Annotated in this window: 27 protein-coding genes and 1 other annotated feature; of the genes, 18 read left to right on the plus strand and 9 right to left on the minus strand. The window is 52.5% G+C overall.

The window, feature by feature from the left end:
* Window positions 1–2 precede the first annotated feature (2 nt).
* The 3 genes from RC74_RS18430 to RC74_RS22370 all read left to right on the plus strand — a co-directional run bounded on the left by RC74_RS18430 (window position 3) and on the right by RC74_RS22370 (window position 2,090).
* Window positions 3–800, plus strand: coding sequence for a transglutaminase family protein (locus RC74_RS18430; RefSeq protein WP_039001590.1), 798 nt, complete (start codon window positions 3–5; stop codon window positions 798–800).
* A gap of 45 nt (window positions 801–845) precedes the next feature.
* Window positions 846–1,577, plus strand: coding sequence for a proteasome-type protease (locus RC74_RS18435; RefSeq protein ID WP_039001591.1), 732 nt, complete (start codon window positions 846–848; stop codon window positions 1,575–1,577).
* 309 nt (window positions 1,578–1,886) lie between these two features.
* Window positions 1,887–2,090, plus strand: a complete 204-nt coding sequence (locus RC74_RS22370; RefSeq protein WP_156477515.1) for a hypothetical protein — start codon at window positions 1,887–1,889, stop codon at window positions 2,088–2,090.
* A 121-nt stretch (window positions 2,091–2,211) separates the two neighbouring features.
* On the opposite strand, the gene RC74_RS18445 is transcribed toward RC74_RS22370, so the two are convergent.
* Window positions 2,212–3,446, minus strand: a protein-coding gene (locus tag RC74_RS18445; protein ID WP_156477516.1) for an IS3 family transposase whose coding sequence is annotated in 2 segments (ribosomal slippage) — window positions 2,212–3,152 and window positions 3,152–3,446 — 1,236 coding nt in all. Because the reading frame shifts where the segments join, the coding sequence is not laid out codon by codon here.
* Window positions 3,044–3,159: a sequence feature (AL1L pseudoknot), on the minus strand. It overlaps the preceding gene by 116 nt.
* Before the next feature lie 143 nt (window positions 3,447–3,589).
* Between RC74_RS18445 and RC74_RS18455 the strand changes: the two genes are divergently transcribed.
* Window positions 3,590–4,132, plus strand: coding sequence for a hypothetical protein (locus RC74_RS18455; RefSeq protein WP_179946745.1), 543 nt, complete (start codon window positions 3,590–3,592; stop codon window positions 4,130–4,132).
* 1,409 nt (window positions 4,133–5,541) lie between these two features.
* The gene (locus RC74_RS18465) at window positions 5,542–7,293 is read left to right on the plus strand and encodes a sugar phosphorylase (RefSeq protein ID WP_039003276.1); all 1,752 of its coding nucleotides are present in this window, start codon (window positions 5,542–5,544) and stop codon (window positions 7,291–7,293) included.
* Between the two features lie 14 nt (window positions 7,294–7,307).
* Here RC74_RS18465 and RC74_RS18470 read toward each other — a convergent pair whose 3' ends face one another.
* The 3 genes from RC74_RS18470 to RC74_RS18480 all read right to left on the minus strand — a co-directional run bounded on the left by RC74_RS18470 (window position 7,308) and on the right by RC74_RS18480 (window position 10,682).
* Complete coding sequence (locus RC74_RS18470; protein WP_039003272.1) at window positions 7,308–8,528, minus strand: glycosyltransferase family protein; 1,221 nt, start codon at window positions 8,526–8,528, stop codon at window positions 7,308–7,310.
* A gap of 10 nt (window positions 8,529–8,538) precedes the next feature.
* Window positions 8,539–9,324: an HAD-IIB family hydrolase gene (locus RC74_RS18475; RefSeq protein WP_039003271.1), complete on the minus strand. Its 786-nt coding sequence runs from the start codon at window positions 9,322–9,324 to the stop codon at window positions 8,539–8,541.
* Window positions 9,325–9,764: 440 nt separating this feature from the next.
* A complete protein-coding gene (locus RC74_RS18480; RefSeq protein ID WP_039003275.1) occupies window positions 9,765–10,682 on the minus strand; it encodes a LysR family transcriptional regulator in 918 nt (305 codons plus the stop codon).
* 105 nt (window positions 10,683–10,787) lie between these two features.
* Between RC74_RS18480 and RC74_RS18485 the strand changes: the two genes are divergently transcribed.
* From RC74_RS18485 to arsH, 7 genes are all read left to right on the plus strand, one after another.
* Window positions 10,788–11,756, plus strand: a complete 969-nt coding sequence (locus RC74_RS18485) for an LLM class oxidoreductase (protein WP_039003274.1) — start codon at window positions 10,788–10,790, stop codon at window positions 11,754–11,756.
* Window positions 11,757–11,769: 13 nt separating this feature from the next.
* Entirely contained in the window at window positions 11,770–12,558 is a 789-nt protein-coding gene (locus tag RC74_RS18490) for an SDR family NAD(P)-dependent oxidoreductase (RefSeq protein ID WP_039003270.1), read from the plus strand.
* A 92-nt stretch (window positions 12,559–12,650) separates the two neighbouring features.
* Window positions 12,651–13,637 carry a zinc-dependent alcohol dehydrogenase family protein gene (locus RC74_RS18495; protein ID WP_039003269.1) on the plus strand — a complete coding sequence of 329 codons (987 nt, stop codon included), beginning with the start codon at window positions 12,651–12,653 and terminating at the stop codon, window positions 13,635–13,637.
* A gap of 328 nt (window positions 13,638–13,965) precedes the next feature.
* On the plus strand, window positions 13,966–14,298 hold the full coding sequence (locus tag RC74_RS18500; RefSeq protein ID WP_039003268.1) for an ArsR/SmtB family transcription factor: 333 nt from the start codon (window positions 13,966–13,968) through the stop codon (window positions 14,296–14,298).
* Between the two features lie 34 nt (window positions 14,299–14,332).
* Complete coding sequence (gene arsB / locus RC74_RS18505; RefSeq protein ID WP_039003267.1) at window positions 14,333–15,400, plus strand: ACR3 family arsenite efflux transporter; 1,068 nt, start codon at window positions 14,333–14,335, stop codon at window positions 15,398–15,400.
* Window positions 15,397–15,819: an arsenate reductase (glutaredoxin) gene (gene arsC, locus RC74_RS18510; protein WP_039003266.1), complete on the plus strand. Its 423-nt coding sequence runs from the start codon at window positions 15,397–15,399 to the stop codon at window positions 15,817–15,819. Before arsB ends, arsC begins: the two co-directional genes overlap by 4 nt.
* Entirely contained in the window at window positions 15,812–16,522 is a 711-nt protein-coding gene (arsH, locus tag RC74_RS18515; RefSeq protein WP_039003265.1) for an arsenical resistance protein ArsH, read from the plus strand. Before arsC ends, arsH begins: the two co-directional genes overlap by 8 nt.
* 253 nt (window positions 16,523–16,775) lie before the next feature.
* Here arsH and RC74_RS18520 read toward each other — a convergent pair whose 3' ends face one another.
* A complete protein-coding gene (locus tag RC74_RS18520) occupies window positions 16,776–17,105 on the minus strand; it encodes a carboxymuconolactone decarboxylase family protein (protein ID WP_156477517.1) in 330 nt (109 codons plus the stop codon).
* A 95-nt stretch (window positions 17,106–17,200) separates the two neighbouring features.
* Entirely contained in the window at window positions 17,201–18,115 is a 915-nt protein-coding gene (locus RC74_RS18525; RefSeq protein ID WP_062628349.1) for a LysR family transcriptional regulator, read from the minus strand.
* A 131-nt stretch (window positions 18,116–18,246) separates the two neighbouring features.
* Between RC74_RS18525 and RC74_RS18530 the strand changes: the two genes are divergently transcribed.
* The 3 genes from RC74_RS18530 to RC74_RS18540 all read left to right on the plus strand — a co-directional run bounded on the left by RC74_RS18530 (window position 18,247) and on the right by RC74_RS18540 (window position 20,744).
* On the plus strand, window positions 18,247–18,471 hold the full coding sequence (locus tag RC74_RS18530) for a DUF1127 domain-containing protein (RefSeq protein ID WP_039004002.1): 225 nt from the start codon (window positions 18,247–18,249) through the stop codon (window positions 18,469–18,471).
* The gene (locus RC74_RS18535; protein ID WP_236939978.1) at window positions 18,461–18,718 is read left to right on the plus strand and encodes a DUF1127 domain-containing protein; all 258 of its coding nucleotides are present in this window, start codon (window positions 18,461–18,463) and stop codon (window positions 18,716–18,718) included. The genes RC74_RS18530 and RC74_RS18535 overlap by 11 nt, the downstream gene beginning before the upstream one ends.
* Window positions 18,719–19,445: 727 nt before the next feature.
* The gene (locus RC74_RS18540) at window positions 19,446–20,744 is read left to right on the plus strand and encodes a tyrosine-type recombinase/integrase (protein WP_039004003.1); all 1,299 of its coding nucleotides are present in this window, start codon (window positions 19,446–19,448) and stop codon (window positions 20,742–20,744) included.
* 267 nt (window positions 20,745–21,011) lie between these two features.
* Here RC74_RS18540 and RC74_RS18545 read toward each other — a convergent pair whose 3' ends face one another.
* Entirely contained in the window at window positions 21,012–21,647 is a 636-nt protein-coding gene (locus RC74_RS18545; protein WP_052275077.1) for a hypothetical protein, read from the minus strand.
* 452 nt (window positions 21,648–22,099) lie between these two features.
* Here RC74_RS18545 and RC74_RS18555 point away from each other — a divergent pair, with 452 nt between their 5' ends.
* The 3 genes from RC74_RS18555 to RC74_RS18565 all read left to right on the plus strand — a co-directional run bounded on the left by RC74_RS18555 (window position 22,100) and on the right by RC74_RS18565 (window position 24,273).
* On the plus strand, window positions 22,100–22,309 hold the full coding sequence (locus RC74_RS18555) for a hypothetical protein (protein ID WP_039003750.1): 210 nt from the start codon (window positions 22,100–22,102) through the stop codon (window positions 22,307–22,309).
* 101 nt (window positions 22,310–22,410) lie between these two features.
* Complete coding sequence (locus RC74_RS18560; RefSeq protein WP_039003749.1) at window positions 22,411–23,649, plus strand: DUF6538 domain-containing protein; 1,239 nt, start codon at window positions 22,411–22,413, stop codon at window positions 23,647–23,649.
* Between the two features lie 258 nt (window positions 23,650–23,907).
* Window positions 23,908–24,273: a hypothetical protein gene (locus RC74_RS18565; RefSeq protein WP_052275029.1), complete on the plus strand. Its 366-nt coding sequence runs from the start codon at window positions 23,908–23,910 to the stop codon at window positions 24,271–24,273.
* A 340-nt stretch (window positions 24,274–24,613) separates the two neighbouring features.
* On the opposite strand, the gene RC74_RS18570 is transcribed toward RC74_RS18565, so the two are convergent.
* Both RC74_RS18570 and RC74_RS18575 read right to left on the minus strand, forming a co-directional pair.
* Window positions 24,614–24,862, minus strand: a complete 249-nt coding sequence (locus RC74_RS18570) for a hypothetical protein (protein ID WP_039003748.1) — start codon at window positions 24,860–24,862, stop codon at window positions 24,614–24,616.
* A gap of 121 nt (window positions 24,863–24,983) precedes the next feature.
* The gene (locus tag RC74_RS18575; protein WP_039003747.1) at window positions 24,984–25,877 is read right to left on the minus strand and encodes a LysR family transcriptional regulator; all 894 of its coding nucleotides are present in this window, start codon (window positions 25,875–25,877) and stop codon (window positions 24,984–24,986) included.
* Window positions 25,878–25,899: the final 22 nt, after the last annotated feature.

Genomic DNA, 25,899 nt, shown 5'->3' on the forward strand with positions numbered 1-25,899 from the left:
CGTTGAAACTGAAAATCATCCACACGACAAAATACACCTACGACGCGCCGGTTTCGTACGGCCTGCAACAGGTGCGCTTGACGCCTGTATCATCCAAAAACCAAACGGTTCTAGACTGGAACGTTGCACTAACTGGGGCGACCAAAGAGCTGGCATTCGAGGATCAGTATCAGAACCAAACGCTGTTGTTACAGGTCGAACCCGGCGCGCGTGAAGTTTCCGTCGAAGTGTCTGGCCATGTTGAAACACATTCAACATACGGGATTTATGGCAAGGATTATGGGACTGTACCGCTTTGGCATTTCAGGCAAAGCACACCGCGCACGCACGCTGGTGAAAACGTACACGCTCTTGCCAAACAGATCGCCAGTACAGACGATACACTCAGCGCTCTGCACGACCTATCGAAGGCCATTGTAGACATCGTGCCCTACGGCGAAGCACAGACATCTGCAGGAACGACGGCAGAACAGGCCCTTATCGCGAAAGGTGGCGTCTGTCAGGACCATGCTCAGATTTTCGTGTCCGCCGCGCGCGTTGCAGGTGTTCCGGCACGCTACGTCAGCGGATACCTGATGATGAATGACCGCGTTGATCAGGACGCCAGCCATGCTTGGGCAGAGGCATATCTGGATGGTTTGGGCTGGGTCGGGTTTGATGTGTCCAATGGCATAAGTCCGGATGAACGCTATGTCCGGATCGCCACGGGCCTCGATTCTCGTGATGCTGCACCATTAACCGGTATGCGGATGGGGGCTTCGACTGAATCAATGATTGTATTGTTGCAAGTTCAGCAATAGATGAACGGGTGGCTTTGTGCCCCGATCTACCACTGGATTTCTTAAATGACATACTGCATCGGCCTGCGCCTGAATTCTGGTCTGATTTTCATGTCGGACACCCGCACAAATGCGGGCGTCGACAACTTTTCGATCACCAAAAAGATGTTCACGTGGAATGTTGAAGGCGACCGCGTCATCACGATCATGACGGCGGGCAACCTCGCGACCACGCAAGCCTTGATCAGCTTGCTTGATGAACGCTCCAAGATCACGTCAGAACGCAACCCGACCATTCTGGAACTGCCAACAATGTTCCAGATTGCGCGCCTTGTGGGTACCACGCTGAAAGAAGTGATCGACGACAGCAACCCTGCGGGCCCTGAAGCGTCAACCAAGTTCAAGGCGTCGGTTATTGTTGGAGGTCAGATCAATGGCGGCGATCCAACCCTATTCATGATTTACCCCGAAGGTAACTTTATCGAAGTCACTGACGACAACCCGTTCTTCCAAATAGGTGAGGCCAAATACGGCAAGCCGATCCTTGTGCGTGCCTATGATCGAGCTATGAGCTTTGAGGACACAATCAAACTCATGCTGGTCTCGTTCGACTCCACAATCAAAGCCAACTTGTCTGTCGGGCTACCGCTTGATTTGCAGGTCTATGAAGCAGGCAGTTTCGCAGTCAGCAACAAGCCCCGCATCGAATTGGGAGATGCGTATTACGAAGCGGTATCGTCCGGTTGGGGGGATGCATTGCGAACCGCATTGGACCAACTACCAAGCTACAAAGGCTAATCTGGTCAGTGTTCCGCTGGAATTGGAGCACGAATGATCATGCAACTGCAGCATTTTTTCGTGATACAAACGTGCGCAGCGGGTAAAGCCAACTCACAGTGTGGGCTTATTCTGTTGAAAAACTCTGATATTGTCCGTTTTGACCAAGTTGAGAGGAATAATATTCCGTTTCATTCATGCTTCGACTGTATCTCGGGACGTATTTCGACTCTGGGATAACGTTTTTCTACTTTCTGAAAATTTGCAGTCGCAGCAAAGAGTTTTTCAACAGAATAGGCTCCTTGCTGCCGTTCGCTGCGGGTGAAACCGTTGAGTGCTGCCGAACGTCTGCTTTCTCATATCCAGAAACCAAGTTTCGCAACTGCAGCGAATGTCCGGTTCCCGCCCGAAGTGTCGATCGGCGCGAACGGCCCAGAGCCGCCATTCAATAAAGGCTTCAGTGCCGCAGCGCAGCTTACCCTGAGCAGACATTCATTATCGGCTATTTTTCATCGTCAGGTGGTTTATCCGTAAGAATTTTGCGCCAATTAATAGGATTATTGTTCTTCAGTTGAGTTTCGAACTCTCTCAAACCTTTATGGCCTGGGTGACACTCTGAACCGCCCCTTGTTTGCCGGAGGCTGATTACTTCGTCTCACGCGACCATATCTAACGCATTGAATTGTGCATAGTACCTCTCTTCTGCTTCTGCTGGCGGGATGTATCCGATGGGCTCAAGTATGCGACGGTTGTTAAACCAGTCGACCCATTTGAGCGTTTCCCACTCGACTGCAGCCATGGTTTTCCATGGACCTAGCCGGTGGATGACCTCGGCTTTGTAGAGGCCGTTTATGGTTTCGGCCAAGGCGTTGTCGTAAGAGTCACCGACGCTGCCAACCGAGGGCTCGATCCCCGCGAGGGCCAACCTCTCGGTATAGCGAATGGACAAATATTGCCCCCCACGGTCGGAGTGATGAATGAGGCCACCTTTGTGAACTGGGCGTCGATCATGCAGCGCTTGCTCCAAAGCATCCAACACAAAATCTGTTTTGGGTGAACTCGAAACACGCCAACCAACAATTTTGTCTGCGAAGGTATCGATGATAAAAGCCACATACACGAAGCCCTGCCACGTCGAGACGTAAGTAAAATCACTCACCCAAAGCATGTTTGGTGCGGGGGCTCGAAACTTGCGATTTACCTTGTCTTTTGGGCATGGCTGGCTCTTATCCGGCACCGTCGTCTTCTTTATCTTTCCTCGAATAACACCATGAATAGATTGGCGTTTCATCAACCTGGCCACAGTGCAGCGCGCAATAGTGAACTTCTCACGCTGCATTTGATGCCAGACCTTTCGGATGCCGTAGACTTCATTGTTCTCTTCCCAAACACGTTTGATCTCAGGAACCAGATCCGTGTCCCGTTTGGCACGATCGGACGCCAAGTCTGGGTTTTTGAGGATCGCAGCATGCGCATAGAATGTGGACTGGGCTATTGGCAAAACCTTGCAAATCGGCTCGACTCCCAGGTCATTGCGGTGCTCTTCAATGAAGGCAATCATCGCTTGAACGGGCGGGCGAGCTCCGCCTGCGCAAAATATGCTGACGCCTTTCTGAGGATCTCATTGGCTTGGCGAAGCTCTCGGATTTCGCGTTCCATCGCCTTAATCTGCACACGCTCATCAGAGGTCTGCCCGTCTTTGCGCCCGCTATCGATATCCGACTGTTTGACCCACCTTCGCAGTGTGTCCCTGCCACACCCGATCTTGGGTGCGATGGCCATGATCGCCGCCGATTGATTGGCATACTCATGCTCGTGTTCAAAAATCATCCGAACCGCGCGGGCGCGGACCTCGGTCGAAAACCGGTTTGCTCTGGTACTTTTTTCCATAGGCTCCATCCATACTTACTTTGGAGCCTCCGGAAAACTAGGGACGGTTCAGTTTTGGGTTATTCTCAAGCCCTGTAACTGCACAAATCCAAACGCAAAGCGATATTACCACGCGGATCACCGAAGCCGCGCCTTCGGAGCGGATGTTTGTTAAAGACCAACCCATTTTAGGCTGGCGGCTTGAAAGTGCTGATCTTACGGAATTGCCAGAAGCTATCCAAAACAACCTTGGCTCTGTTGATGCCACGGGCTATGACGCGGCCTATCTCGCAGAGAATGTAGGAAGCATAGTTGCACTGCAGATGACAGGCGATGGCCCAGATTTTTACATCATCGGTCTTCAAACATTTACTGACAGCTATAAAACAGTCTCCCTTAAAGAGGTTTCTGAGAAAAATGCCCGTTTAGTGGAGCGGCTAGAGATGGTGCCAGAATTAGCCAAAAAACTTGCCGCGAATGATCCAAGCGTAGTAGGGGCACTAAAAACCGTCCCGGTCCCAATGATCGCCATGTCAGACGTCGGTTTCGCCATCGCAGAAGAAATCACCATCGAAGCGCCATGGGGGGCACAGACTAAGCCTGCCGGACAGGATGCCTATTTGGTCTACGATACCAGTGAGGAACAGTATTACATGGTGAACTCAGGGCAGGATGGCAATCCACTTAATTACGTTCCGTCAGAGTAAGGCACCCCAAAGAGTTTAGCGTTTCGGGCCCAGTTAAAGCAATAACGTAGACCAACTGGTCCGCATTATTGTCGAATACTCCGGCGGCAATTATTTCACCCTTTTCCTGGGCCCGTCTCAATCTGAACAACTAATCAACGTAAGCGAGTCACTCGACAAGGCCACACAGTGCGGCGTCGCACAGCTGTTACTGAAAATGGCCGAATCCAAACCATTTCTGTTTTATTTCTCTAACACCGGTTATAGCCTCACGGGCATCGAAACCCCGACTCGACATCTATAAAAACTGAGCTATATCAATCATCTATATAAAAAACCTCATGGAGATTTATATAGATGCTCTCGACCTTTACCCTCCTCACCCTTGGAAGCACTGCCTTCCGCCTTGGCCTCAATTGGGGCCTCAAGACCAAAACCGATTATCGCATAAGTGTCCCGCAAATCCTGGTGGGAGCCTTGACGGATGCAGAGGTGGTGACTTTGTTGGGGGCCAATGATCCCCTACTCACGCCCCTCCTATGTCTCTGCTTGCTCACAGGTATGCGCTCCGGGGAGGCTTGTGGAATAATGGGGGAAGATCCGTAATGCAATCAACCAGATGAGCCGAACTCTCTCTTAGTTTAAGCCGCAATTGGTTCCAAAAACCCTGACGACGGACAATAAACTTCCCATTATTCTATGCTGCGAGGGATGAACCACTGTGTGGCCGCCCTTTCTAGTGCCACCAAATAATTACACCAATACGGACAGGTCTGGGCTTCTAGAACGACACATCCTTATATCCAAGAAACGAGGCTTCGTGAGGATCTATGGCACCAATGGCGGTTTTTGCTTACCTGAGGGTCGAAATAGTATGCTTTAGTGGTTCAATTTAGGTCAAAACTTGAAGCAACCAGATTCATATGGAAACGTTCGGCTAAACTGGTTGAGAGGAGCTGACGGGTTTGTAGATTTCGTTGGCACTTTAGTCAAAGCAATGCCGGAGCCAGGGTGGCGTTAGGGTTTGATGCGGTACAATTCGGGCCGCGAGCCCAATTCAACATTTTTCCCGGAGAACCGGAAAACTATTTGTTTGAAGTGGGTGGCGATTTTGCCATATCGACAAATGCTCTGAGATGGCGTGTCATGTTTCGTTCACTGCGATAGTTGAGGGAGTAGCGCAGTGGCTGCGCTAAGTGATCTTGTAGCATTTCGGTGACATCATCTGAGCTTGCAACGTTTTGAAACTTATTTCACGCACTTTCTTTTTGCACTCAACCATGTCCAGAGCATTCACCGGCCGCCTAAAATTTAGACGTCGCCGATCAAATGTGTCGACGTTCATTCTGTTAAGAGCCAGCTCCTAATCCTTGAGATCTAAAAACGTCGAACACCTTGAAAAGGTCTTCGTTTTGAAGCCTTCTGATATCATGCAGACACCCCAAGCCAACTCTTTCGATCGACGTTTAACGTCTCTTGTTCATCGTATTTATCCTAAAATTGATCGCGACATTCTGGCGAGCCTGATCGTTGCTGCCTTCTGGCCCGAGGGAACCAAGCCGCGTAAGCGCGGGCGGTTGCCCGGCAATAACCTATGGACAGAAAAAGACGCGTTGCTGATCACCTATGGCAACTCTATCCTTGATGGGGCGCACAAGCCGCTGGATTTGCTGCATGATTTTCTTGTGCGTCGGATGAAAGGCGTGGTTAACGGCGTGCATATTCTGCCGTTTTTTCCTTTCACATCTGACGATGGCTTTGCGGTTTCAGATTTTCGCGCGGTCAATCCGCAATTGGGCGACTGGCCCGATATCAACCGGATCAGCACCGATTTTCGGCTGATGTCTGATCTGGTTTTAAATCATGTTTCCAGTCAGGGAAAGTGGTTTAACGGCTACCTTCAGGCGCAGGCGCCCTATGATAAATTTTTCTTTGAGGCCTTGCCCGAGGAAGACCTAACCGACGTTGTCAGGCCGCGTACCACGCCCTTGTTACAAAAGGTAGAAACGGCAAATGGCCCCCGCCATGTTTGGTGTACCTTTAGTCACGATCAGATTGATCTGGATTTTCGCAACCCCGAAGTTTTGTTAGAATTCCTGCGCATTATCCGGCTGCATGTCGACAATGGGGTGCGCATCATTCGGCTGGATGCAGTCGCGTTTCTTTGGAAAGAGACGGGCACATCCTCGATCCACCTGCCGCAAACCCATGCCATCGTGCAGCTGATGCGCCTACTGTGTGATTACGCGGCTGAAACGATCATTCTGTTGACCGAAACCAACGTGCCAAAGGCGGAAAACCTAAGTTATTTTGGCAACAGGAACGAGGCGCACGCAATTTATAATTTCTCCCTGCCGCCGCTGATTTTGCATGCGGTCATGTCCGGGTCTGCACGGTATTTGCGGGGCTGGCAGCGCGGCATGCCGCCTGCGCAACTTGGCTGCGCCTATCTGAATTTTACGGCAAGCCATGACGGGATCGGCATGCGCCCCGCTGAAGGGATTTTACCTTCAGCCGAGCAAGCAAAGATGATTGAGACCATCAAAGATATTGGCGGACTTGTATCAATGCGGGCGCTGCCAAATGGCGGGCAAGCCCCTTATGAGATCAATACCACATTTTATGCCGCTACGGGGCAGACCTTTGATGGTAAAGACGATTATCAATTCGAACGTTTTGTTTGTTCGCAGACCATTGTGATGTCATTTGAGGGTATTCCCGCCTTCTATATCCATTCGATGCTGGCGACACCAAATGACCTTGAGCAGGTCGCGCGGCGGGGTATGAACCGTGCCATCAACCGCCATCGCTGGGATTATCCGAGGTTAAATGCGCTGCTTGACGACCCCACTTCGGATCAATCGCGCGTTCTGACTGCCTTGTCAGACCGAATGCAGATCAGAGCCAAGCAATCGGCGTTTCATCCCAATGCCACCCAATTCACCATGGCGCTGGATGACCGTGTGATGGGCGTTTGGCGGCAAAGCCTTGACCGGCACCAATCGATTTTTGCGCTGCATAACGTCAGCAACCACACGGTTGAGGTGTCATTGCTGTCAATGAACCTGATCGATGATGAGCCGTGGTTCGATCTGCTCAACGAGGAACAGATTGATACAACCCAAGAAACGATTACCCTTGCGCCGTATCAATGTCGTTGGATCAGCAACCGCACCCGTTAACGGGTGCATGCGGGTTAAACAAATTCCTCCTCATCGGCCTTGGCCGCGACCCTCATATCCGAAATAAACGCAGGGTCGGCCGAATGGACGCGGTTCCAAGTTGGAATAAACGGCGTTTCATGCGGATTTTCCAAAAAGACCTGACCCGCGCGCATGATGTTTTCCGCAAACAGCTCGATCGAGCGTTCTTCGGTGTGGCGATCAATCGACAACCCGTTCATTTTCGCATCATTATAGTGAGCCTCTAAAATATCCAAGGCGCAGCGGTAATATGTGGCCTTTAACGTGCGGAAAACATTGGGCGTGAACACCGTACCATCGGCGGCAAGTTTGCGGAAAATCGCCTTGCAAATATCCGTCGACATCCGGTTCAGGCCAGCATTTGCTTCATCCGAACTTAGGGTTTGATGTTTGTGGTCATAGGCGTCTGAAATATCGACCTGACACACCGCTTTAGGGGCCAGGTTGCGCCACGCCTCGGACAGCACACCAATTTCCAGCCCCCAATCCGATGGCATCCGCAAGTCGGGTAAAATCGCGGTGCGCATGGCAAACTCACCCGACAGCGGATAGCGAAAGCTGCGCAAATATTCGATGTAATCTCGGTCGCCGATCACCCGTTTTAGTGCGATCAGCAGCGGGCTGACCAAGAGGCGCGTCACCCGACCATTCAGATTGCCACCGCCGATACGGGGGTAGTATCCCTTAGCAACCTGATAGGAAAAGTTGGGGTTTGCCACCGGATAAACCAGCCGCGCCAGCATCTCTTTATCATAGGTCAGGATGTCACAGTCATGGATCGCCATGACGGCACTATCGGCGCAACCTATCAGATAACCGATTGAGGCCCATACGTTTTTTCCCTTGCCTTGTTCGATCGGGCCCAGCCCCATTGCCTGCAACCGCGCCCCAAGCGCCCGCATGCGCGGGCTGTCGTTCCAGATCACAATATGGTTTTGATTTAGGCCTTCAAAGAATCTTTTGGCGTGGCGAAACTGCGCTTGATCCGCAGCATCCAGCCCGATAATGATCCTGTGCAGATAACTGACTTTGGAGAGTTGTGACAAAATATGCGGCATCGCCTCGCCCTCAAGTTCCGAATAGAGGCAGGGCAAGATAAGTGAGATTTTTCGCGACTCTGCAAACACTGAAAGCTCATGCTCTAGGTCATTTGCCGATCGGGCCCGCAAATTGTGCAGCGTTGTGATGTTTCCGTTTTGATGAAAATCGGACATGTGGGAAATCCTATTGCAATTCTAGTCGGTTAAGTAGGTAAAGCACTGCCGCGTTCCAGCCTTCGGGGCCAGCCGCCTGCGTGCGCAAAACGTGGCCTTCGGGCTCGCCCTTTAAGGGCGGCAGCGGTAAGCGATGGGGATTGGCGACGACCACCCCAAACTCGGCAGCTTCCAGCATCTGCACGTCGTTGGGTGCGTCACCAAGCGCGATGGTGTGTTTGGGGTGATAAGCTTTGATAATGCTGCGCATTTGATCGGCTTTGTTGCCGCCAAATGAAAGGGTTAAAAACCGGCCGCCTTGTTGCACCTGGATGCCCCACGATGTCAGCAGCGTCACGAACTCGGCCTGTTGTGCATCAGTGCCAAGCCATTGCCCAGGCTCCGAAAAACAGCGGTTTTGTGCCCGTGCAGCGGCAGCAGGCGAAAGGCCCGTGATGTCAGCCAGTTCAGTGGTTGTGATGTCAGCAAAGCCACGGAAATGGCGGCGCAAGCCCGGTGGAACCTGTGCTAAGGTCACAAGCAAATCTTGGTAGGCTGACTGCGTTGCAACATCTGCCACAAACGGAGGCAAAATCCCTGCGCCATTTTCAACAATCGCAGGCCATTTTTCCAACCCAAGTTCCGCACGTAGTCTGCCAATTTCCGCAGCCGTTTTGCTGCTGGACAGCACAACACCCGCAGAAATATTATCCAAGGAGGTCAACGCTTGCCGTGCCGGAGCCCACTCATACGTATTGTGGTCGATCAAGGATCCATCCAGATCGGTGAAAACCATCAGCTCAATTTCCGAATTCATACGGTAAATTATGCCAATCCACTCCACGGATCGCAACCTCAATAGAGGTCGACGCTTGGTAAGTAAGGCAATAAGGTTCAGATCTTTTAATTATGCACAATTCTAGTGCGAAAATAGATTGCCCATCAAAAGAAATGAGCATTGTTCTGAATTTTTAGCGCATTTTTTTTGGTGTTGGAGTTTTTCAACAGAATAAGCCCAATGTGTTGATCTTCTGTGCTGCAGCGAATGTCGGCTTTCGAGAGAGGATGAGATCGCGCGCAGATGACCTGGAAGTGAATTCTTGATTGCACGACACATCAGAAAATACGCTAGAGTTTGTGGACGCAACGATTTGTCGAATACCAGAGCGAATACACGCAAGTGTAGCCCACGAAAAAGGTTGTGGCGGCGAAAATAGAAGACAAAGCTAAGTAATACTTTGATGATGTGAAGGTGACCTATACCTGTTCTGGCCCCTCCCAAATCGGTGATTTGGACAAGCGGTCGAGCAAAAAATCCATGAAAACGCGCACCTTTGCGGAAAGAACATTTGTCTTGGGATACACAAGCCAAAGCGCTGTTCTGGTGGCCATTTCGAACTCAGGCAGGACGCGAACTAGGCTACCATTTGCGATTTCGTTATAAACGCTCCAACGCGAGTTGATGGAAATACCTGCGCCTGCGACCGTTGCAATTTTCTGGCTCAATCCGTCATCTAGGATCAAACGGCTGCGTGCTGCACGCGGATCAAACACGGCGGTCTTGCCGCCTAAACCGATGAGTGGGCGTGCTGATTGTTCCTGAAAAGCGATCAAGTGATGCGCCGCGAGATCATCGGGATGCACGGGCGTGCCGTGCTTTTCGAGGTATGAGGGAGAGGCACAAAGAATGCGTTTATCATCGGAAAGCTTGCGCCCCTTTAAGTTTGAATCCGTCAATTCGGAGTTACGCAGCGCCAAATCAAAGCTCCCTTCAATGAGGTCGAATTGAACATCGGACAGGCGCAGATCAAGCGTCACATCGGGATGGGCCGCGAGGAAATCTGGCAGGATTGGTGCAACATGAAGCTGGGCAAACGTGCTTGGCGCGGTAAACCGCAAAGTGCCTGTCGCGGTTGGTTTACCGTTACCAAGGGCTGCCAACCCCGCGTCTGTCTGCTGCAAGATTTCGCGCGCAAAGGGGAGAAACTCCGCGCCCTCAAGCGACAGCGCCACTTTGCGGGTGGAGCGTCGTAACAGATCAGCACCGACCTCATTCTCAAGCTTTGCAAGACGGGCGCTGGCGACTGCAGGCGCAAGGCCCAGTTCACGACCTGCGGCACTTATGTTCAGCTTTTCAGCCGCCAGAACAAACAGACGAAGCCCATCGGTATCCATGACATTATATCCCATTTGCGAATTCTGAACAAAGATTTCGGGCATTTATACACGCTGATAAACATGTATGCCAGCCTTGGAGACGCTGGAAAAACGAGAATGCACATGAACTACACCTCTCTTAACGCTGGGTTCCCCAAGTTGAACCGCGCTTACAATACTGTCTTCAAACCCAATCGTCTGAGCATTGGGCTGGTCGTTCCGATTGCAAATTATGCGCAATCCGTGGTGCCTGACATGTCGGGGCATATTGAACGTGCGCAGCTTGCCGAGGCACTTGGGTTTTCGGCGCTTTGGCTGCGCGACGTGCCGTTTAATGTGCCCAGTTTTGGGGACGCTGGGCAGATGTATGATCCGTTTGTCTATCTGGGAGTGCTGGCCGCGACGACGCGCAACATCGCACATGGGGTCGCCAGCGTTGTGCTGCCTTTGCGCCACCCTGCACATGTGGCAAAGGCGGCGGCAACCGCTGACGCGCTTTCTGGTGGGCGGCTTTTGCTGGGCGTTGCCTCGGGCGATAGGCCTGACGAATACCCAGCGTTGAACATGACCTATGCTGACCGAGGCGAACGGTTTCGCGAGAGCGTCGACTATATTAATGCGGTTTCACAGGGCTATCCACAGTTTCAGAATGGCGCGGGCGTTTTGACGGGTGGTATTGATATGCTGCCCAAGCCGACTGCAGAACACATCCCGCTGCTTATCACTGGCGGCAGCCAACAGTCGCCCGAATGGGTTGCGCAGAATGGCGATGGTTGGATGACTTATCCGCGCGACGCGCAGACACAAGGGCGCGTTGTCGCTCAGTTTCGTCAGCTGATATCAAAAGTAGGCGGGATCGACAAACCTGTGATGCAGTCACTTTATGTTGACGTTTTAGATGACGCCGATGCACCGGCAAAACCTATCCATCTCGGGTTTCAATCTGGGACGCGGTTTCTGCGCCGTTACCTCGCGAAAATCCAAGCTCTCGGAATGAACCATGTCGCGCTGAACCTACGGTTCAATGGAGCGGAAATCGAAACCACGTTAAAGCGGTTGGCAGATGATGTTCTGCCCGACTTTGCGCAGTAAAGGAAATTTGAAAATGACGAAGACAATACTGATCACAGGTGCGACCGACGGCATCGGCCTTTTAACCGCGAAAATGCTTGCGGCAAAGGGCCACCTGATCCTGCTGCATGGGCGGAATGCCGACAAACTGGCGGCCGCGGCGAAAGAGGTTGGCAGCAAGGTCGAGGTTTACCTCGCTGATCTGACGCGGCTGGGGGATGTCACATCAATGGCCGATGAAATCTTGGCCCGACACGCCAATCTTGATGTGCTGATTAATAACGCGGGAGTTTTAAAGGCTGCCGAGACTCGCACGCCCGAGGGCTTGGATGTTCGATTTATGGTTAATACCTTCGCGCCTTTTGTTCTGACCAATCGATTGCTTGCGATCATCCCAAAATCAGGTCGCGTCGTGAACTTATCATCGGCAGCGCAAGCGCCTGTGGATCTGGCCGCGATGGCTGGCGAGAGCCGTTTAGGCGACATGGAAGTCTATGCACAAAGCAAGCTCGCGATTACTGTTTGGGGCCGCGAAATGGCCCGTGTATTGCCCGATGGTCCCGTGATCGTTGCGGTGAACCCCGGATCCTTGCTCGCCTCAAAAATGGTGAAGGAAGGGTTTGGCATTGCGGGCAATGACCTTGCGATTGGCGCAGACATTTTATGTGAGGCTGCACTTGATGCATCGTTCGCGGACGCATCAGGCAAGTATTTCGACAATGATGCAGGGCAATTCGCAAACCCAAATGCGGCAGCGCTGAACGCCGATCATGCTGCGTCGATTATGCAGGAAATGACTCGCATCATTGCCTCCATTGCATAGCAAAACCGAATACTGAATTCCAAATTATCCTATTTATATAGAAATTGGATAGGAATAGATTGGGGGTTCATTCATCCTTTGGAGACCCCCCGATGAAAGCCATGATCCTGAACACCTACGGCGAAACCGCAGTATTTGAAGCCGCGGACCTGCCGAACCCTACCGCGAAAGAAGGCCATGTTATTATCAAGGTCGCTGCGACAAGCGTGAACACTGTCGACACGATGATCCGTATTATGGGCAGCGACTTGCCGTTGTCCCCTGCATTGCCTGCCGTTTTGGGCATGGATTTTGCGGGCACTATTACCGAGCTTGGCGACGGCGTCACAGGCTTTGCGATTGGTGACGAGGTTTACGGTTGTGCTGGCGGCTTGGCCGATTTGCAGGGTGCATTGGCCGAATTCATGGTGGTCGACACGCAGTTGATCGCACTGAAGCCAAAGTCGATCTCAATGCGTGAAGCGGCAGCATTACCACTCGTTGCGATCACTGCCTACGAGGGCTTGGTGCGTGCTGGCGTTAAGTCCGGTCAAAAGGTTCTTGTGCAGGGCGGCGCTGGTGGCGTGGGTCACGTCGCGGTTCAACTGGCCAAGCATTTTGGTGCTGATGTTTATGCGACAATCAGTGGTGAAAAGACAGCCCAGATCATCAAAGGTTACGGTGCAACACCAATCAATTACCGCAGTGAAACTGTCGAAGACTACGTTGCAGCACATACAAATGATGCTGGTTTTGACGTTGTTTATGACACAGTGGGCGGCGCAAATATGACCAACTCTTTTGCGGCTGCAGCCTTGAACGCGCAGGTCGTCACAACAAGCTCCATGCTTGAAATCGACCTATCGACGGCACACTTCAAAGGCCTGTCGTTGCATGTTGTGTTCATGCTGATCCCGATGCTGCACAATTACAAACGCGACGTGCATGGCGATATCCTTGCGAAACTCGCAGCCATCATAGACGCGGGCGATTTAAAGCCGCTTCTTGATGACCAAGCGTTTGGTCTTGCTGAAGTTGGCAACGCATACGCGCATCTTTCCAACGGCAAAGCAGTTGGTAAAGTCGTCGTTGACGTCTGAATCCACAGCGAAGATCAAGCATTAAGAAAACAGGCGCGAAGGCACGACAATTACCTCGCGCCTGCACGACTAACTAATGGCATTGGAACAATGTTCTGTTTGGTGGGGCCTTCCGCAATGAGCCCTCTTTACTGATTTTCTGCAACGCAGCTAACGTCTGCTACCACTTTGAGGTCAATAACCTTCAACAACTTCTTGGGTTTTGAGCGGGGCTTTTAACAGCATCAACAATGCTGTTTGCGCCCGTTCCAAAATGGAGCGTCTTAGGTGCCCCTGATTCACCAAAAAGCGCTTGACCTACGCTTCATATATCAATAATTCCAGATTCATGGATAACACACACGCTCTCGACGCTTTCGCCGCTCTCAGCCAGTCTACTCGGCTCGATGTATTCCGCCTGCTCATTAAGGCCGGAGAGGCAGGCATGACGGCGGGTGATATAAGCGACACCCTCGGGGTTCGCCAGAATACAATGTCGGCCAACCTAAGCATTCTGTCCCGCGCCGCCCTGATCCGGAACAAACGGGAGGGTCGCAGCATCCGCTATTTCGCCGATATGGACGGGATGCGCGGTTTATTGGCCTTCCTCATGGAAGATTGCTGTGGCGGACGTCCCGAACTTTGCCAGCCCGTCATCAATGAGCTCGCTTGTGCCTGCTAATGCGAGAAACTCTTAGAATGGATACTTGCCTGAAATGACCGATTTATCGCTTCCCGCTGCGGCGGGTCTGGGAGCTTTTGAGCGCTGGCTTTCCGTCTGGGTGGCGCTCGCCATCGGCGGCGGGCTGCTTCTGGGCAATCTCTTTCCGGGTCTCTTCTCCTTTCTGGCCTCGCTGGAGGTAGCCTCGGTCAACCTGCCCGTGGCGGTGCTGATCTGGGCGATGGTCTATCCAATGATGGTCGGCGTGGATTTTGGCGCACTACGCCAAGTCGGGGACAAACCAAAAGGGCTGGTCGTGACGTTGGTCGTCAACTGGCTAATCAAACCCTTCACGATGGCCGCACTCGGCGTGCTGTTTTTCGAGCATGTCTTCGCGCACCTGATCCCGCCGGACGACGCGCAGGCCTATCTCGCGGGCGTCATTCTGCTGGGGGCCGCGCCCTGCACCGCGATGGTCTTTGTCTGGTCGAACCTCACGCGCGGCGATGCGACCTACACACTGGTGCAGGTCAGCGTAAACGATGTAATCATGGTTTTCGCCTTTGCGCCTATCGTCGCCTTCCTACTTGGTGTGACCGACATCGTCGTGCCGTGGGATACCCTGCTATTGTCGGTAGGTCTCTACGTCCTGCTGCCGCTGGTGGCTGGATATCTAACGCGCCGAAACCTTGTCGCGAAGGGTGGCGAGGCAGCGGTAGGTGCATTCAAGTCCCGCGTGCAGCCGTTCTCGATCCTTGGGCTGCTGGTGACGGTCGTGCTGCTGTTCGGTTTTCAGGGTGAGGTTATTCTCGACCGCCCGCTGGTCATCGCCTTGATCGCAGTGCCGCTGCTGATCCAGTCCTACGGCATCTTTTTCTTGGCTTACGGCGCGGCGCGGGCATGGGGCATCCCGTTCAACGTGGCAGCGCCCTGCGCCATGATCGGCACGTCCAACTTCTTCGAGTTGGCCGTCGCCGTGGCCATCAGCCTATTCGGGCTGGGGTCCGGAGCGGCCCTAGCAACTGTCGTCGGGGTCCTCGTGGAAGTGCCGGTGATGCTCTCACTCGTCGCCTTCGCCAACCGGACGCAGCACTGGTTTCCAAAGGAAGGGGGTAGCTCGTGAGCATCGTCATCCACCATAACCCCGACTGCGGCACCTCGCGCAACGTGCTGGCGATCATCGAGGCGGCGGGCGAGACCCCCGTGGTCATCGAATATCTTCAAACCGGCTGGACCCGTCCGCAGCTTCTGGCGCTATTCGCTGCTGCCGGTCTGACGCCCCGCACCGCCCTGCGGACGACGAAATCCCCAGCGGAGGAACTGGGGCTGCTCGATTCTTCCGTGGACGACGAGACGCTGCTCGCGGCAATGCTGGAGCACCCCGTTCTGGTCAACCGTCCTATCGTCTGCTCATCCAAGGGCGTCCGGATGTGCCGCCCGAGCGAGACCGTGCTGGATCTTCTCGACCGCCTGCCACTCGGCCCGATGTCGAAAGAGGGCGGCACACCGCTGATTGACGAGGAAGGACACCGCCTTGGCTGATACACCTAACCTCGAAGAAACCCATTTCCAAGCCATCGATACGGATCGCCTGTTTGCACCGGCGCGGGCGACGCACGCCCCGCGCATCCTGCTGCTTTACGGATCGCTCCGGGACCGCTCATTCAGCCGACTGATGACCGAGGAGGCCGCCCGCGTCCTGACGCGATTGGGGGCCAAGACGCGAACCTATTGCCCGTCCGGTCTTCCACTGCCGGACGACGCGGAGGCCGATCACCCTAAGGTGAAAGAGCTACGCGATCTCGTCACCTGGTCCGAGGGCATGGTCTGGTGTTCGCCCGAACGGCACGGCGCGATGACCGGCATCATAAAAACGCAGATGGACTGGATACCGCTGTCACTCGGCGGCGTGCGCCCAACACAAGGCAAGACGCTGGCCGTCATGCAGGTCAGCGGCGGCTCGCAGAGCTTCAACGCCGTGAACCAACTCCGTATCCTCGGCCGCTGGATGCGCCTGCTGACCATCCCGAACCAGTCCTCCACCCCGAAGGCGTTCCTAGAGTTTGACGAGGCGGGCCGCATGAAACCCTCGCCGTTCTATGACCGGATGGTCGATGTCATGGAAGAGTTGATGAAGTTCACGCTGCTCACTCGCGACAATAAGGATTGTCTACTCGACCGCTATAGCGAGCGTAAGGAAAGCGCAGCAGAGCTATCCAAGCGAGTAAACCAGAAATCTATATAATTGAAGGCTTCAGTCAAAGTCGAGCCGCCCCTCCCAATTCACGCGTGGTCTTCTAAAAAACCACCGCTTGTTGAAGGGCTCGCCAGACTGGACGTCGGCCCACTTGCCGCGAATGGCAGCTATTGGCAACTCCGAGCCCACTTCGACCGATGCTGCGCATTGCATGAAGGTCCGCTACGCGCGTCCATAATGTCCGATTCTGCTAGAGAACGAGACTTCTCACCACTCGGTTATCACTTTTAAATTTTGCTCCTCAGGCGTCGTCATCCTCTACTTCAAAAACTTCCAACGCGGCGTTCAGCGCATTGATCGCCGAAGGGAAGCCACCATAGAGCGCCATCTGCCAAATGACTTCTGCGATTTCTTCCTGTGATAACCCGGCTTTGCGCCCGCCCGTGATATTGACCATCAGTTGTGGCCTTGTCTGACCACCCAATGCAGCCAAAGCGGCGATTGTCGCCAAATACCGGTCACGTAAGGATAACCCAGGCCGAGCATATTGGCGACCGTATGCAAAGTCGACGACCCCCTCGGCCATACCGGGGAGCAGGTGGCCGTAACGCGCGTTCAGCGCGTCTTCCATCCTGGGTTCAAACGTTCAGAAAGTTCTCTACCTGTTTGTGTTGTATTCTTCGCCATGGTGCTTCCTACTTTCGATAGTTTGTTTCGTGCCAACGATTAAGAGCCTGTCATTTGAAATTCAGGGACATCCCGAAATTGGCGCACAAGGAAATCAATGAACGCACGTATTTTTGGAGCGAGGTTACGTTTGTCTGCAAACATGATGGCAATATCAGTACTTGGAGGCGCGTATTCCGGCAAAACATGAACCAATTCACCCGAATGGAACTTTCGGTCCGTCAAGTAACAGGGGAGCCGCGCAATGCCGATCCCTGCAAGCGCCGCGCGATAGATAACGTCGGTGCTGTTTCCCTCGAAACGACCTTTTGCCTCAAAGCCTTGGCCGTTGAAGGGGTCAGAGTCGTCCCAAGAATTCCGATTACTGTTTCCAGCAATCCTAAGACAATTGTGCTGTCTTAACTCTTCGAAATTTTTGGGGTTTCCCCTCCGTTCCAGATAGGTAGGTGAAGCACACAAGACCCGACGGCTTTGCATGATGCGACGAACCATGATGTCAGGGATTTTGCGCTGTTCGGCGAAACATATGGTGGCGTCAAAGCCCTCGCTCTGCAAATCGACAACGCGATCTGTGAGCTCCAAGGACACCTGAACATCAGGGTTTTCCTCGAGAAATGCAGGCAAAACTGGGATCAATTGAGACTTACCAAACGCAACACTTGATGCGATTTTGAGCATCCCACGCGGGATACCATCCAAGTTCAGGATTAGCGCCTCAGCCTCCTTGTACTTTTCCGCCATGGCTTTGCACTTTTCGTAGAATTCCTGGCCTTCTTGCGTCGGAGAGACGCCTGTTCTGGTCCGATTAAGCAAACGGTAGTGAACCTGATCTTCAAGCAGACCAATTTGTTTACTGACCGCAGAGGGTGTCTGTCCAATCGTTCGTGCCGCAGCCGAAATGCTGCCGCGTTCGACAACAGTCGCAAAGGTCAACATCTGCGCAGAAATATCCATTATACATCACTTCCCTGTGCCTATCCGGAACAGGCCCTTTGCCAAATTGCCTAATTGTGAGCGCTACCAAATACTCGTATCTCTGCAGTGCAGCATAAATACTGCATCGCAGCAATGAACGAGGACATATCATGGCAGTTACCCGATCAAACTCTGGGCTAGACGTCGTTTTAGATGCTGGCCGCACAATTTTTCATCAAAAGCGTGATCAAATCCGACAGGCGCTGGCCAAGCGTAAGGTCTATCGCGCCACGTTTTCAGAACTCGCGGCGCTCACGGACCGTGATCTGAGAGATCTGGGCATACCGCGCAGCAACATCAAGAGATTGGCTATGGAGGCCGTTTATGACTGTTAACTCACATACGGCTGGGCCTGAAGGCCGTCATGCCGTCACCGCTACAATCTCTTTGTCAAAGATGGCGCATGGCTTTGTTTCAATACTGGCGCCGATTGGGGCCAAAGCACATTCCGTACTGAAATCCCTTCAAATGGCCAGGATGCTGTCCACCCTCGCGAACATGAGCGACCATCAGCTTGCCCAGATTGGTATCCGGCGCTCTGACATACCCAAGTATGCAGAAACACTGATGGCTGAGGAATAAATAACAGGCCGATCGGTCTGAGAAATACACGAAAAGTGCTGGTTCTCGCTCCTCCCAGAGTAAGCCAGCACGAGCGGCGGCGGCAACAAAACCAACAGGGAGCGCCAATGCACAGGGCCAGCATCTTCACCTCCTCCCGAAGAAGCTGGCCCAAACTTTTGGGCAGACGGGAGGCTCAAGCAATGCGTCTCAACAGACATCCTCAGGATACTCGAAGCGCGGCGCTTGCATCACAGACAACGCGCCGCATAATGCAATCAACCAGATGAGCCGAACTCTCTCTTAGATTAAGCCGCAATTGGTTCCAAAAACCCTGACGACGGACAATTTCCGAGCATCGTCTTGGACCTTTTAAGCAGTGTCAAAAGGCAACTCAGGAACCTTAGCTGCTTAGTTGCGTCACCAATTTGCATCCTCTATAAAGTGCTACATCATACTGTGGCATCACCCACGGTTACGTTACGATCATATCTTTACTTTTCAATGACTTACAACGACATCGAAGATGGCTCCGCCCCCTACCGTCGGAGCCAACAAACCCCTCTTTTTTAGATAAAAACAACTAAAATAAGGGTTTTTGGCCGTTTATGAACCAGTTTGCGAACCGGTTGCGTACCAGTTCCGTCACAATCGAACCTTTTTCTGTCGCGAACAGGCAAACGCCCCTCACTCTTTCTGTTGATTCTGGTTACTTCAGAGACCAAGAGCCAGAGAGAGATTTCATCCAATGACCACCGCACCAGCCGTTACGGGTAAAAATAAGCTCCCAAAGTACGTTAGACAGCGCAGTTGGGGTGCGTACCAGTACAAACGGGACGTCCCAAAGCACTTACGCGTCAAAGCGGGTAAGGCCACTGTGTACCATGCGCTGGGCACGACCTTCATGGAGATGGTCAAAAACCTCCCCACCATCGACCAACAGGTTGTGACCTACTTTGCGTCCCTGGAGGCTGAGAACTCAAGAACCCGTACCCTTGCCATTGTGAAGTCCCACTTTGGAGAACAGGCCGCACAGCAACTTGATGCAGGTCAGTTGAACACCAATCTTATTGCAGGGCTTTGGGATTTAGCGGGCCGACTTGAAGAGGAAGTTGAGCCTGATGTCTACAGCAACCTCCTTGGGGCCAGTGTTCCAGTCGAGATCATCACCCTGCAAACGGCCTTTGATCTGTATGGGGCGTACAAGGATGCCGATCAGGACAAGAAGCTCAAGAACGCTCTGTCAAAGGTACAGGCCGACCTCAAAGCCTCCATCGGGGCGGTCAAACTCAAGGAGGTTGCTTTGGCTGACCTCCGTCGAGAAGATGCCCTCCTCTATCGGAATTATCTGCTTGCGCGCATTTCCCCCAACAGTGTCTCCCGGTACATCAACGTTGTCAGGGCGGTAGTGAACCATGCCATTCAAGAGCGTGGGATTGTAGCGATCAACCCGTTCCACAACTTGAAGGTCAAAGGCGCAGGACAGTCCGCCAAGGACCGCCTCCCTCTGTCAGCTGAGGAAGCAGAAGGCGGTTTGGTTACTATGGGCAGCCAAGAGGACCACCAAGCCATCTATCTGACCCTCTGGGACACAGGAGCACGGTTGAATGAGGTCACAGGGATTGTGGTTGACGACATTGACCTTCAAAATCGCAGTCTGAGCATCCGACCGAACAGCATCAGAGCACTCAAAACAGCCTCCAGTGAACGCCTCATCCCCCTGTCCTCCAGGGCCGTGAAAGCCCTCACAAACCTCTGCTTTGGCAAGGAGGGTGATGATCCTGTCTTCCCCCGCTACGGTCGCCCCAACGGCAATACAGCAGCGTCGGCAGCCATGATGAAGAAGTTGCGCAAACAGATCACCGACCCCAAGAAATCCCTGCACAGTCTCCGCCACAAGAAGAAGGATGACCTGCGTAACGTTGGCTGTCCCGAAGAAATCAGCAAGGTGATCCTTGGCCACAGTAGCCAGGAAGCCGCTACGCGGTATGGTGCAGGGTATCGCCTAGAGGTTCTTAGAGAGTGGATGGAAAAATCTTACCAATAGCCAAGCCAGTGATCAATAGGGCTTGCTCCAGAGGCATCGATTGAGAGCTCCAAAATATCAGCAAATATCTTTGGTCACTGATAGCTAGGCTTGATAATCATAGGGCTAATTATTGATGATCAGATAGTATTTATCATTAATAATCATATAGTTAAATAAGTAGTATTAGATAAATAATAGGGTCCAGTAAGGTGTCCTATTAGATTAACTATAGGGTCTCCCCCTCCTCATATATGGGACCCGTATGGGAGCGCGGATATTTAGGGGCTAATCTGCAGATGAAGCGGAACTTGACCGTCTCTCATAACCGGATAAATTTACCAAACCCGCAAGTGTTTCTGCCGGTGTGTAAATGTGCTTCATCCCAAGGCGCGAAAGTACTTCAGAATTCTTTTGAAAATCCCGGGTGTTATTGGTCACAAAAACATCCCGGCTATCATGGATGTGCGAGTATGCCGAGATTACATCGCACCAAGTATTCCTCCACTTTGACAGTGGAGCGGACTGGATTGCATCGTCAGTCATACGAGTCCCAGAAGGGAGATGTTCTGATGGATCCCTTGGGACCTTGGAAGCGATCGCACTCCAAAGCGCATCCATATCGCTTTCGAACTTCTCACCGTCGCCCACAAAATAACAGAAGTCCCAATAGCTTAATCCAATAATTCCGGGCATTGGAACTATGGGCAAATCCTGCCAACCGAGTGCTGAGACTTTGTTTTGAAAAAATTTGGCGTTGCCAGGAAACTGTTTTGATTTCGAGTTTTCAGATGCCGAAGCCGCCAAGAGCGCAACCTCAAACTGCCCTTTCCTATGGCAATTTATCAAATCGATCACATGAGCAGCTTGAGGGCGGTCTTCCTCAACTTCGATAACGCAATTCCAATCAAGTGTAAGCTTCATTTACTGCGACCTACCTCTACCGGACCCTTACCACGCTATCAGAAAGCCAGCTGACGGTCCAGCCGTAGATACTGTTCACAAAGTGTTCGAAGCTGCCGTTCGCTACACATCCCACACATGATTGCCTTGAACCTCGCGCATCGAAACCCCGGCCAACCATCCATAAAAACTGAGCAACATCAAGCATCTATATAAAAAACCTCATGGAGATTTATATAGATGCTCTCGACCTTCACCCTCCTCACCTTAGGAAGCACTGCCTTCCGCCTTGGCCTCAATCGGGGCCTCAAGACCAAAACCGACTATCGCATAAGTGTCCCGCAAATCCTGGTGGGGGCCTTGATCGTGCTGGCGGGACTGCCTGACATCCTCAAGCCCATTCCCTACCCGCTCCCTCTCAGCCTGACCCTGGGGTTCTTCCTCCCAGATCTCTTGCTTCGGAGGGTTACCCAATGACAACCAGCACCCCACCATCCCTGCCCCTCCAAAGCGGAATGCGTGTTGTGATTGCCGCCTTCGATGACATCCCTGAGCATCTGTTCTTGGTGTCAGAGGTGCATGATGACTGCGTTGGGGGCGTTGCTCTTACGGGCCCACTTGAGGGTTCTTATGGCGAACCCGATTTGGACCTCGTCTTGCGCATTGTACCTGACGACCACTGACCTTCCGCAAGGAACAGGAATAACCAAGTAAGCCGTTGTTCCACCTCAAAAAACCTCAACTTTCACCCAAAAGGGGGCCTATGCCCCCAGAAGGATACCCCATGTCTGTCACCTTGAAGTATGCCTATCTCAAACATCAAACCTGGCTGTATCGCCGCAACTACCCCAAACACCTGCAACCTCACTTGGGACAAGCCCTCAAGCGGTCCCTCAAGACCTCCGATGCGCGAACAGCCAAAACACGGATAGCAGAGATCAATCAGAGCTATGCGGAGATCGTTTCACAAGCAGAGGCTCGACTAAGGGCAATCCCCGATCCGGATAATGCGCCGACAATCACAATCCCACAGCCCAAAATCGAACGCCTGCGCCTTCAAGGGCAAACCACGGTGGCGGATTTGGCTCAAACCTACCTTACCCAACGATCACAAGAGCTGAAGCCTGGCAGCTTCAAGTCGATCCGATTTAGTCTTGGGTTACTGACCTCCCTCTTTGGCAACACGCGGATCGGGGATTTAAGCCCCACCAACGGTCAGGAATTCCTTGCGCTTCTGTCCCGCCTCAACCCTGACGTCACCAAGAGCACCACGCGCAAGGGCTTGGGGATACGCGACTTGGTGGCTCTTTCGACAACTTCCGACCGGACAATCGCGCCTCAAACCCAGCATCGGATTTGGACCCAGACTTGCCATTTCTTGGATTGGGCGGTGCGGGAAGGTCATCTTGCAGAGCATGGCTTTGGCAAACTTGCGGTTCATTCCAAACCAACGGTTCAAAGCTATGCGGTGATGACAGATGCAGAGGTGGTGACTTTGTTGGGGGCCAATGATCCCCTACTCACGCCCCTCCTACATTTCTGCTTGCTCACAGGTATGCGGTCTGGGGAGGCTTGTGGGGTGATGGCGGAAGACCTGATCACCAAGGGCAATCTTGGGGTCTTTGCCAGGATCAGACCAAACGCCATCAGAGGGCTCAAATCCAAAGCAGCAGAACGTGAAATTCCGCTACACGATGGTCTTTTGGCTACCCTAGCCATGCTACCCAACGAAGGAGCCCTATTTCCAGGGGTTTCCGTGGACAGGATCACCAAGAGGTTCTCGCTGTTAAGGCAAAGCACCGGAGCCACCCGCCCTGGCCTTGTATTCCACTCGACCCTCAAGTGGTTCATCACCCAATGCGAACGCACAGGGGTTCCCGAGCACTTCACCGCAAGTCTTGTGGGCCACCAATCGGCGCGTTCGGCCAACAGGCTGACCTATGGGCTTTACTCTGCGGGGATAAGTGATTGCCAGAAACGGGAAATCGTTGATCAGGTCAGGTTGCCTGTGGGCGTGGTGTGAAATCGAAAAGCTGCTTTCCGTCCGGGTTCCTTCACGGGGGCTCGGGCGGGAAGGAAGGAGGTCGCGACACAGAACAAAACGAGCTGTTTTGCGTGAATGAAATAACTACGACAGTGAGGTTTCGAGCTCTCCCATTTTTGTTTTAGTAGGTACATGCTGGAGGAAAGTCACAAACGATCTTTCGAAAAGGTCATTTTTGAGCAATGGGTAATATAAGGGATAGAAAAATTGTAAATCAAACTTGGGTTAAGAGTTTTCATGGCAAAAAATAATTGGACGAATATCGAGCTTGAAGCTGCTGTAGGTACATATTTTCAAATGCTGGCGCTTGAGAAACGCGGCGAAAAATTCAATAAATCATATTTCATCAGGGAATTGCTAATGCGGCATCTCCCGAACAGAACCAGTGTAGACCACAGGATGCAAAACATCTCTCACGTACTGAACGAAAAGGGAGAGCTCTGGATCCAAGGCTATAAACCACTTCCAAATATTGGCCCTGGGATTCTACCGTTTTTGACACGATGCGTGGAGGAACATCTCTCCCCTAAGACGGCTCCTCTACCATTGTATCCCACACCTAATGATGTAGCGAAATCTAGATTATTGCCTCCAACAGGCTAGTTGCAAGGCTCATATGTGAATTCAGAAACTGTAAGGGTTAGATAACGCTTGCATTCTGTCAGGTATTTTGGACTTGTACTAACGGGTTTCATTGTTTTATCATTTCTGCTCGTTTTTGGAGTATGCGCGGATGTCCTCGTTTGACTGCAGCAAAAATCCTGTTCTGAACCAAGGCAACTGTAGAAAGTTTTTGCCTCTCCGGTGATAGCGGTCATTCTCCGCGTTGCAGAATTATGGTAAGATGGGCTCGAAGCTGCCGCTCGCTGCTCCTCCGACGAATGACGGCTATGTCTCACGGGCATCGAAACCCCGACCAACCATCGACAAAAACTGAGCAACATCAGGCTTCTATATAAAAAACCTCATGGAGATTAATAAGATACTCTCGACCTTTACCCTCCTCACCCTTGGAAGCACCGCCTTCCGCCTTGGCCTCAATTGGGGCCTCAAGACCAAAACCGACTATCGCATAAGTGTCCCGCAAATCCTCGTGGGAGCCTTGATTGTGCTGGCGGGACTTCCTGACATCCTCAAGCCGACTTTGGTAGATCGACCAAACACTGCGGCGCAGCTTTCGCATTGCTGCCATTCATGTATTTTGCAGCATTTTTTCGCCACAAATGGGGGGCAGCGGGACGTTGCGGGCCTTTTGTGGCCAACGGCCCAACACGTCGCGGAGAATTCGAAAATCTCCAATCAAGAGCCTCAATTCAAAACGTCGCGGCCCTTCCATCTCGGGGAAAATACTCACCAAGAAACTTCATAAACTTGCGCACTCTCGGTTCTTGGTAAGCCTCCCTTGAAGCCACAAGCCAGAGCCCGCTGGTCAGGTCGTCAGTTGTGAAGCACATAACGAGATCGGGCAACGGATCGCCCTCAACGCAAGGAAGAACTCCGACGGCTACTTCTGTCCGAAGAGAGGCCGACATGGTTATTACTGAATCTACTGTGCTGACGATCTTTGATCTGTCTACATGTTGATCCAGCCAATTTAGGAGCTTCACGCCTTTTACCATTGCTTCAGGGTAGCTCAGAACCGGGTGATCTCTTAAATCATCTATCGATCGCGGCATCCCGTTCGCCGCCAGATAGGCCTTGCTGCAATAAATGCCCCACCTGACGTGCGGAAGCCTTCTGACGATTAGGGTATCGCCCTCGATGTTGTCGGCGGCACGGATTGCAATATCCGCTTCACCACTTTCCAAAGATACATATTGTTCGGACGCATTTGTCTCAAAATGGGTGTTCGGATTGTGCTTTCGGAATTCCGAAATCAACGGAAGCACCCAGTGGGTCATGCTGGAGTGTGCCGCGGTGACCCGTATTGTCCCGACTGATGCCCGCCTTAGATGACTTGCCCGAGTCAGAACCTGATCCACGGCGTTCTCCATGCCCGCAGCAACGTCAAACAATGCGCTTCCCTGAGCGGTCAATGCGTAGCCCCGCGTGTTACGTTCAAACAAGGTCAGCCCCAAAGCTGTCTCAAGCGCATGCATGCGTCTGCCGACAGTCGTCTGGTTGATGTTCAATTTCCCCGAAGCCGCCAAGGTAGAGCCTTCTCGCGCAACAGCAAGGAAGATGCGTATGTCGTTCCAGTCGAGCATTGTTTCGCCCCCCTGAGGGCAT

Source organism: Falsihalocynthiibacter arcticus (genome assembly GCF_000812665.2).
Lineage (GTDB): Bacteria > Pseudomonadota > Alphaproteobacteria > Rhodobacterales > Rhodobacteraceae > Falsihalocynthiibacter > Falsihalocynthiibacter arcticus.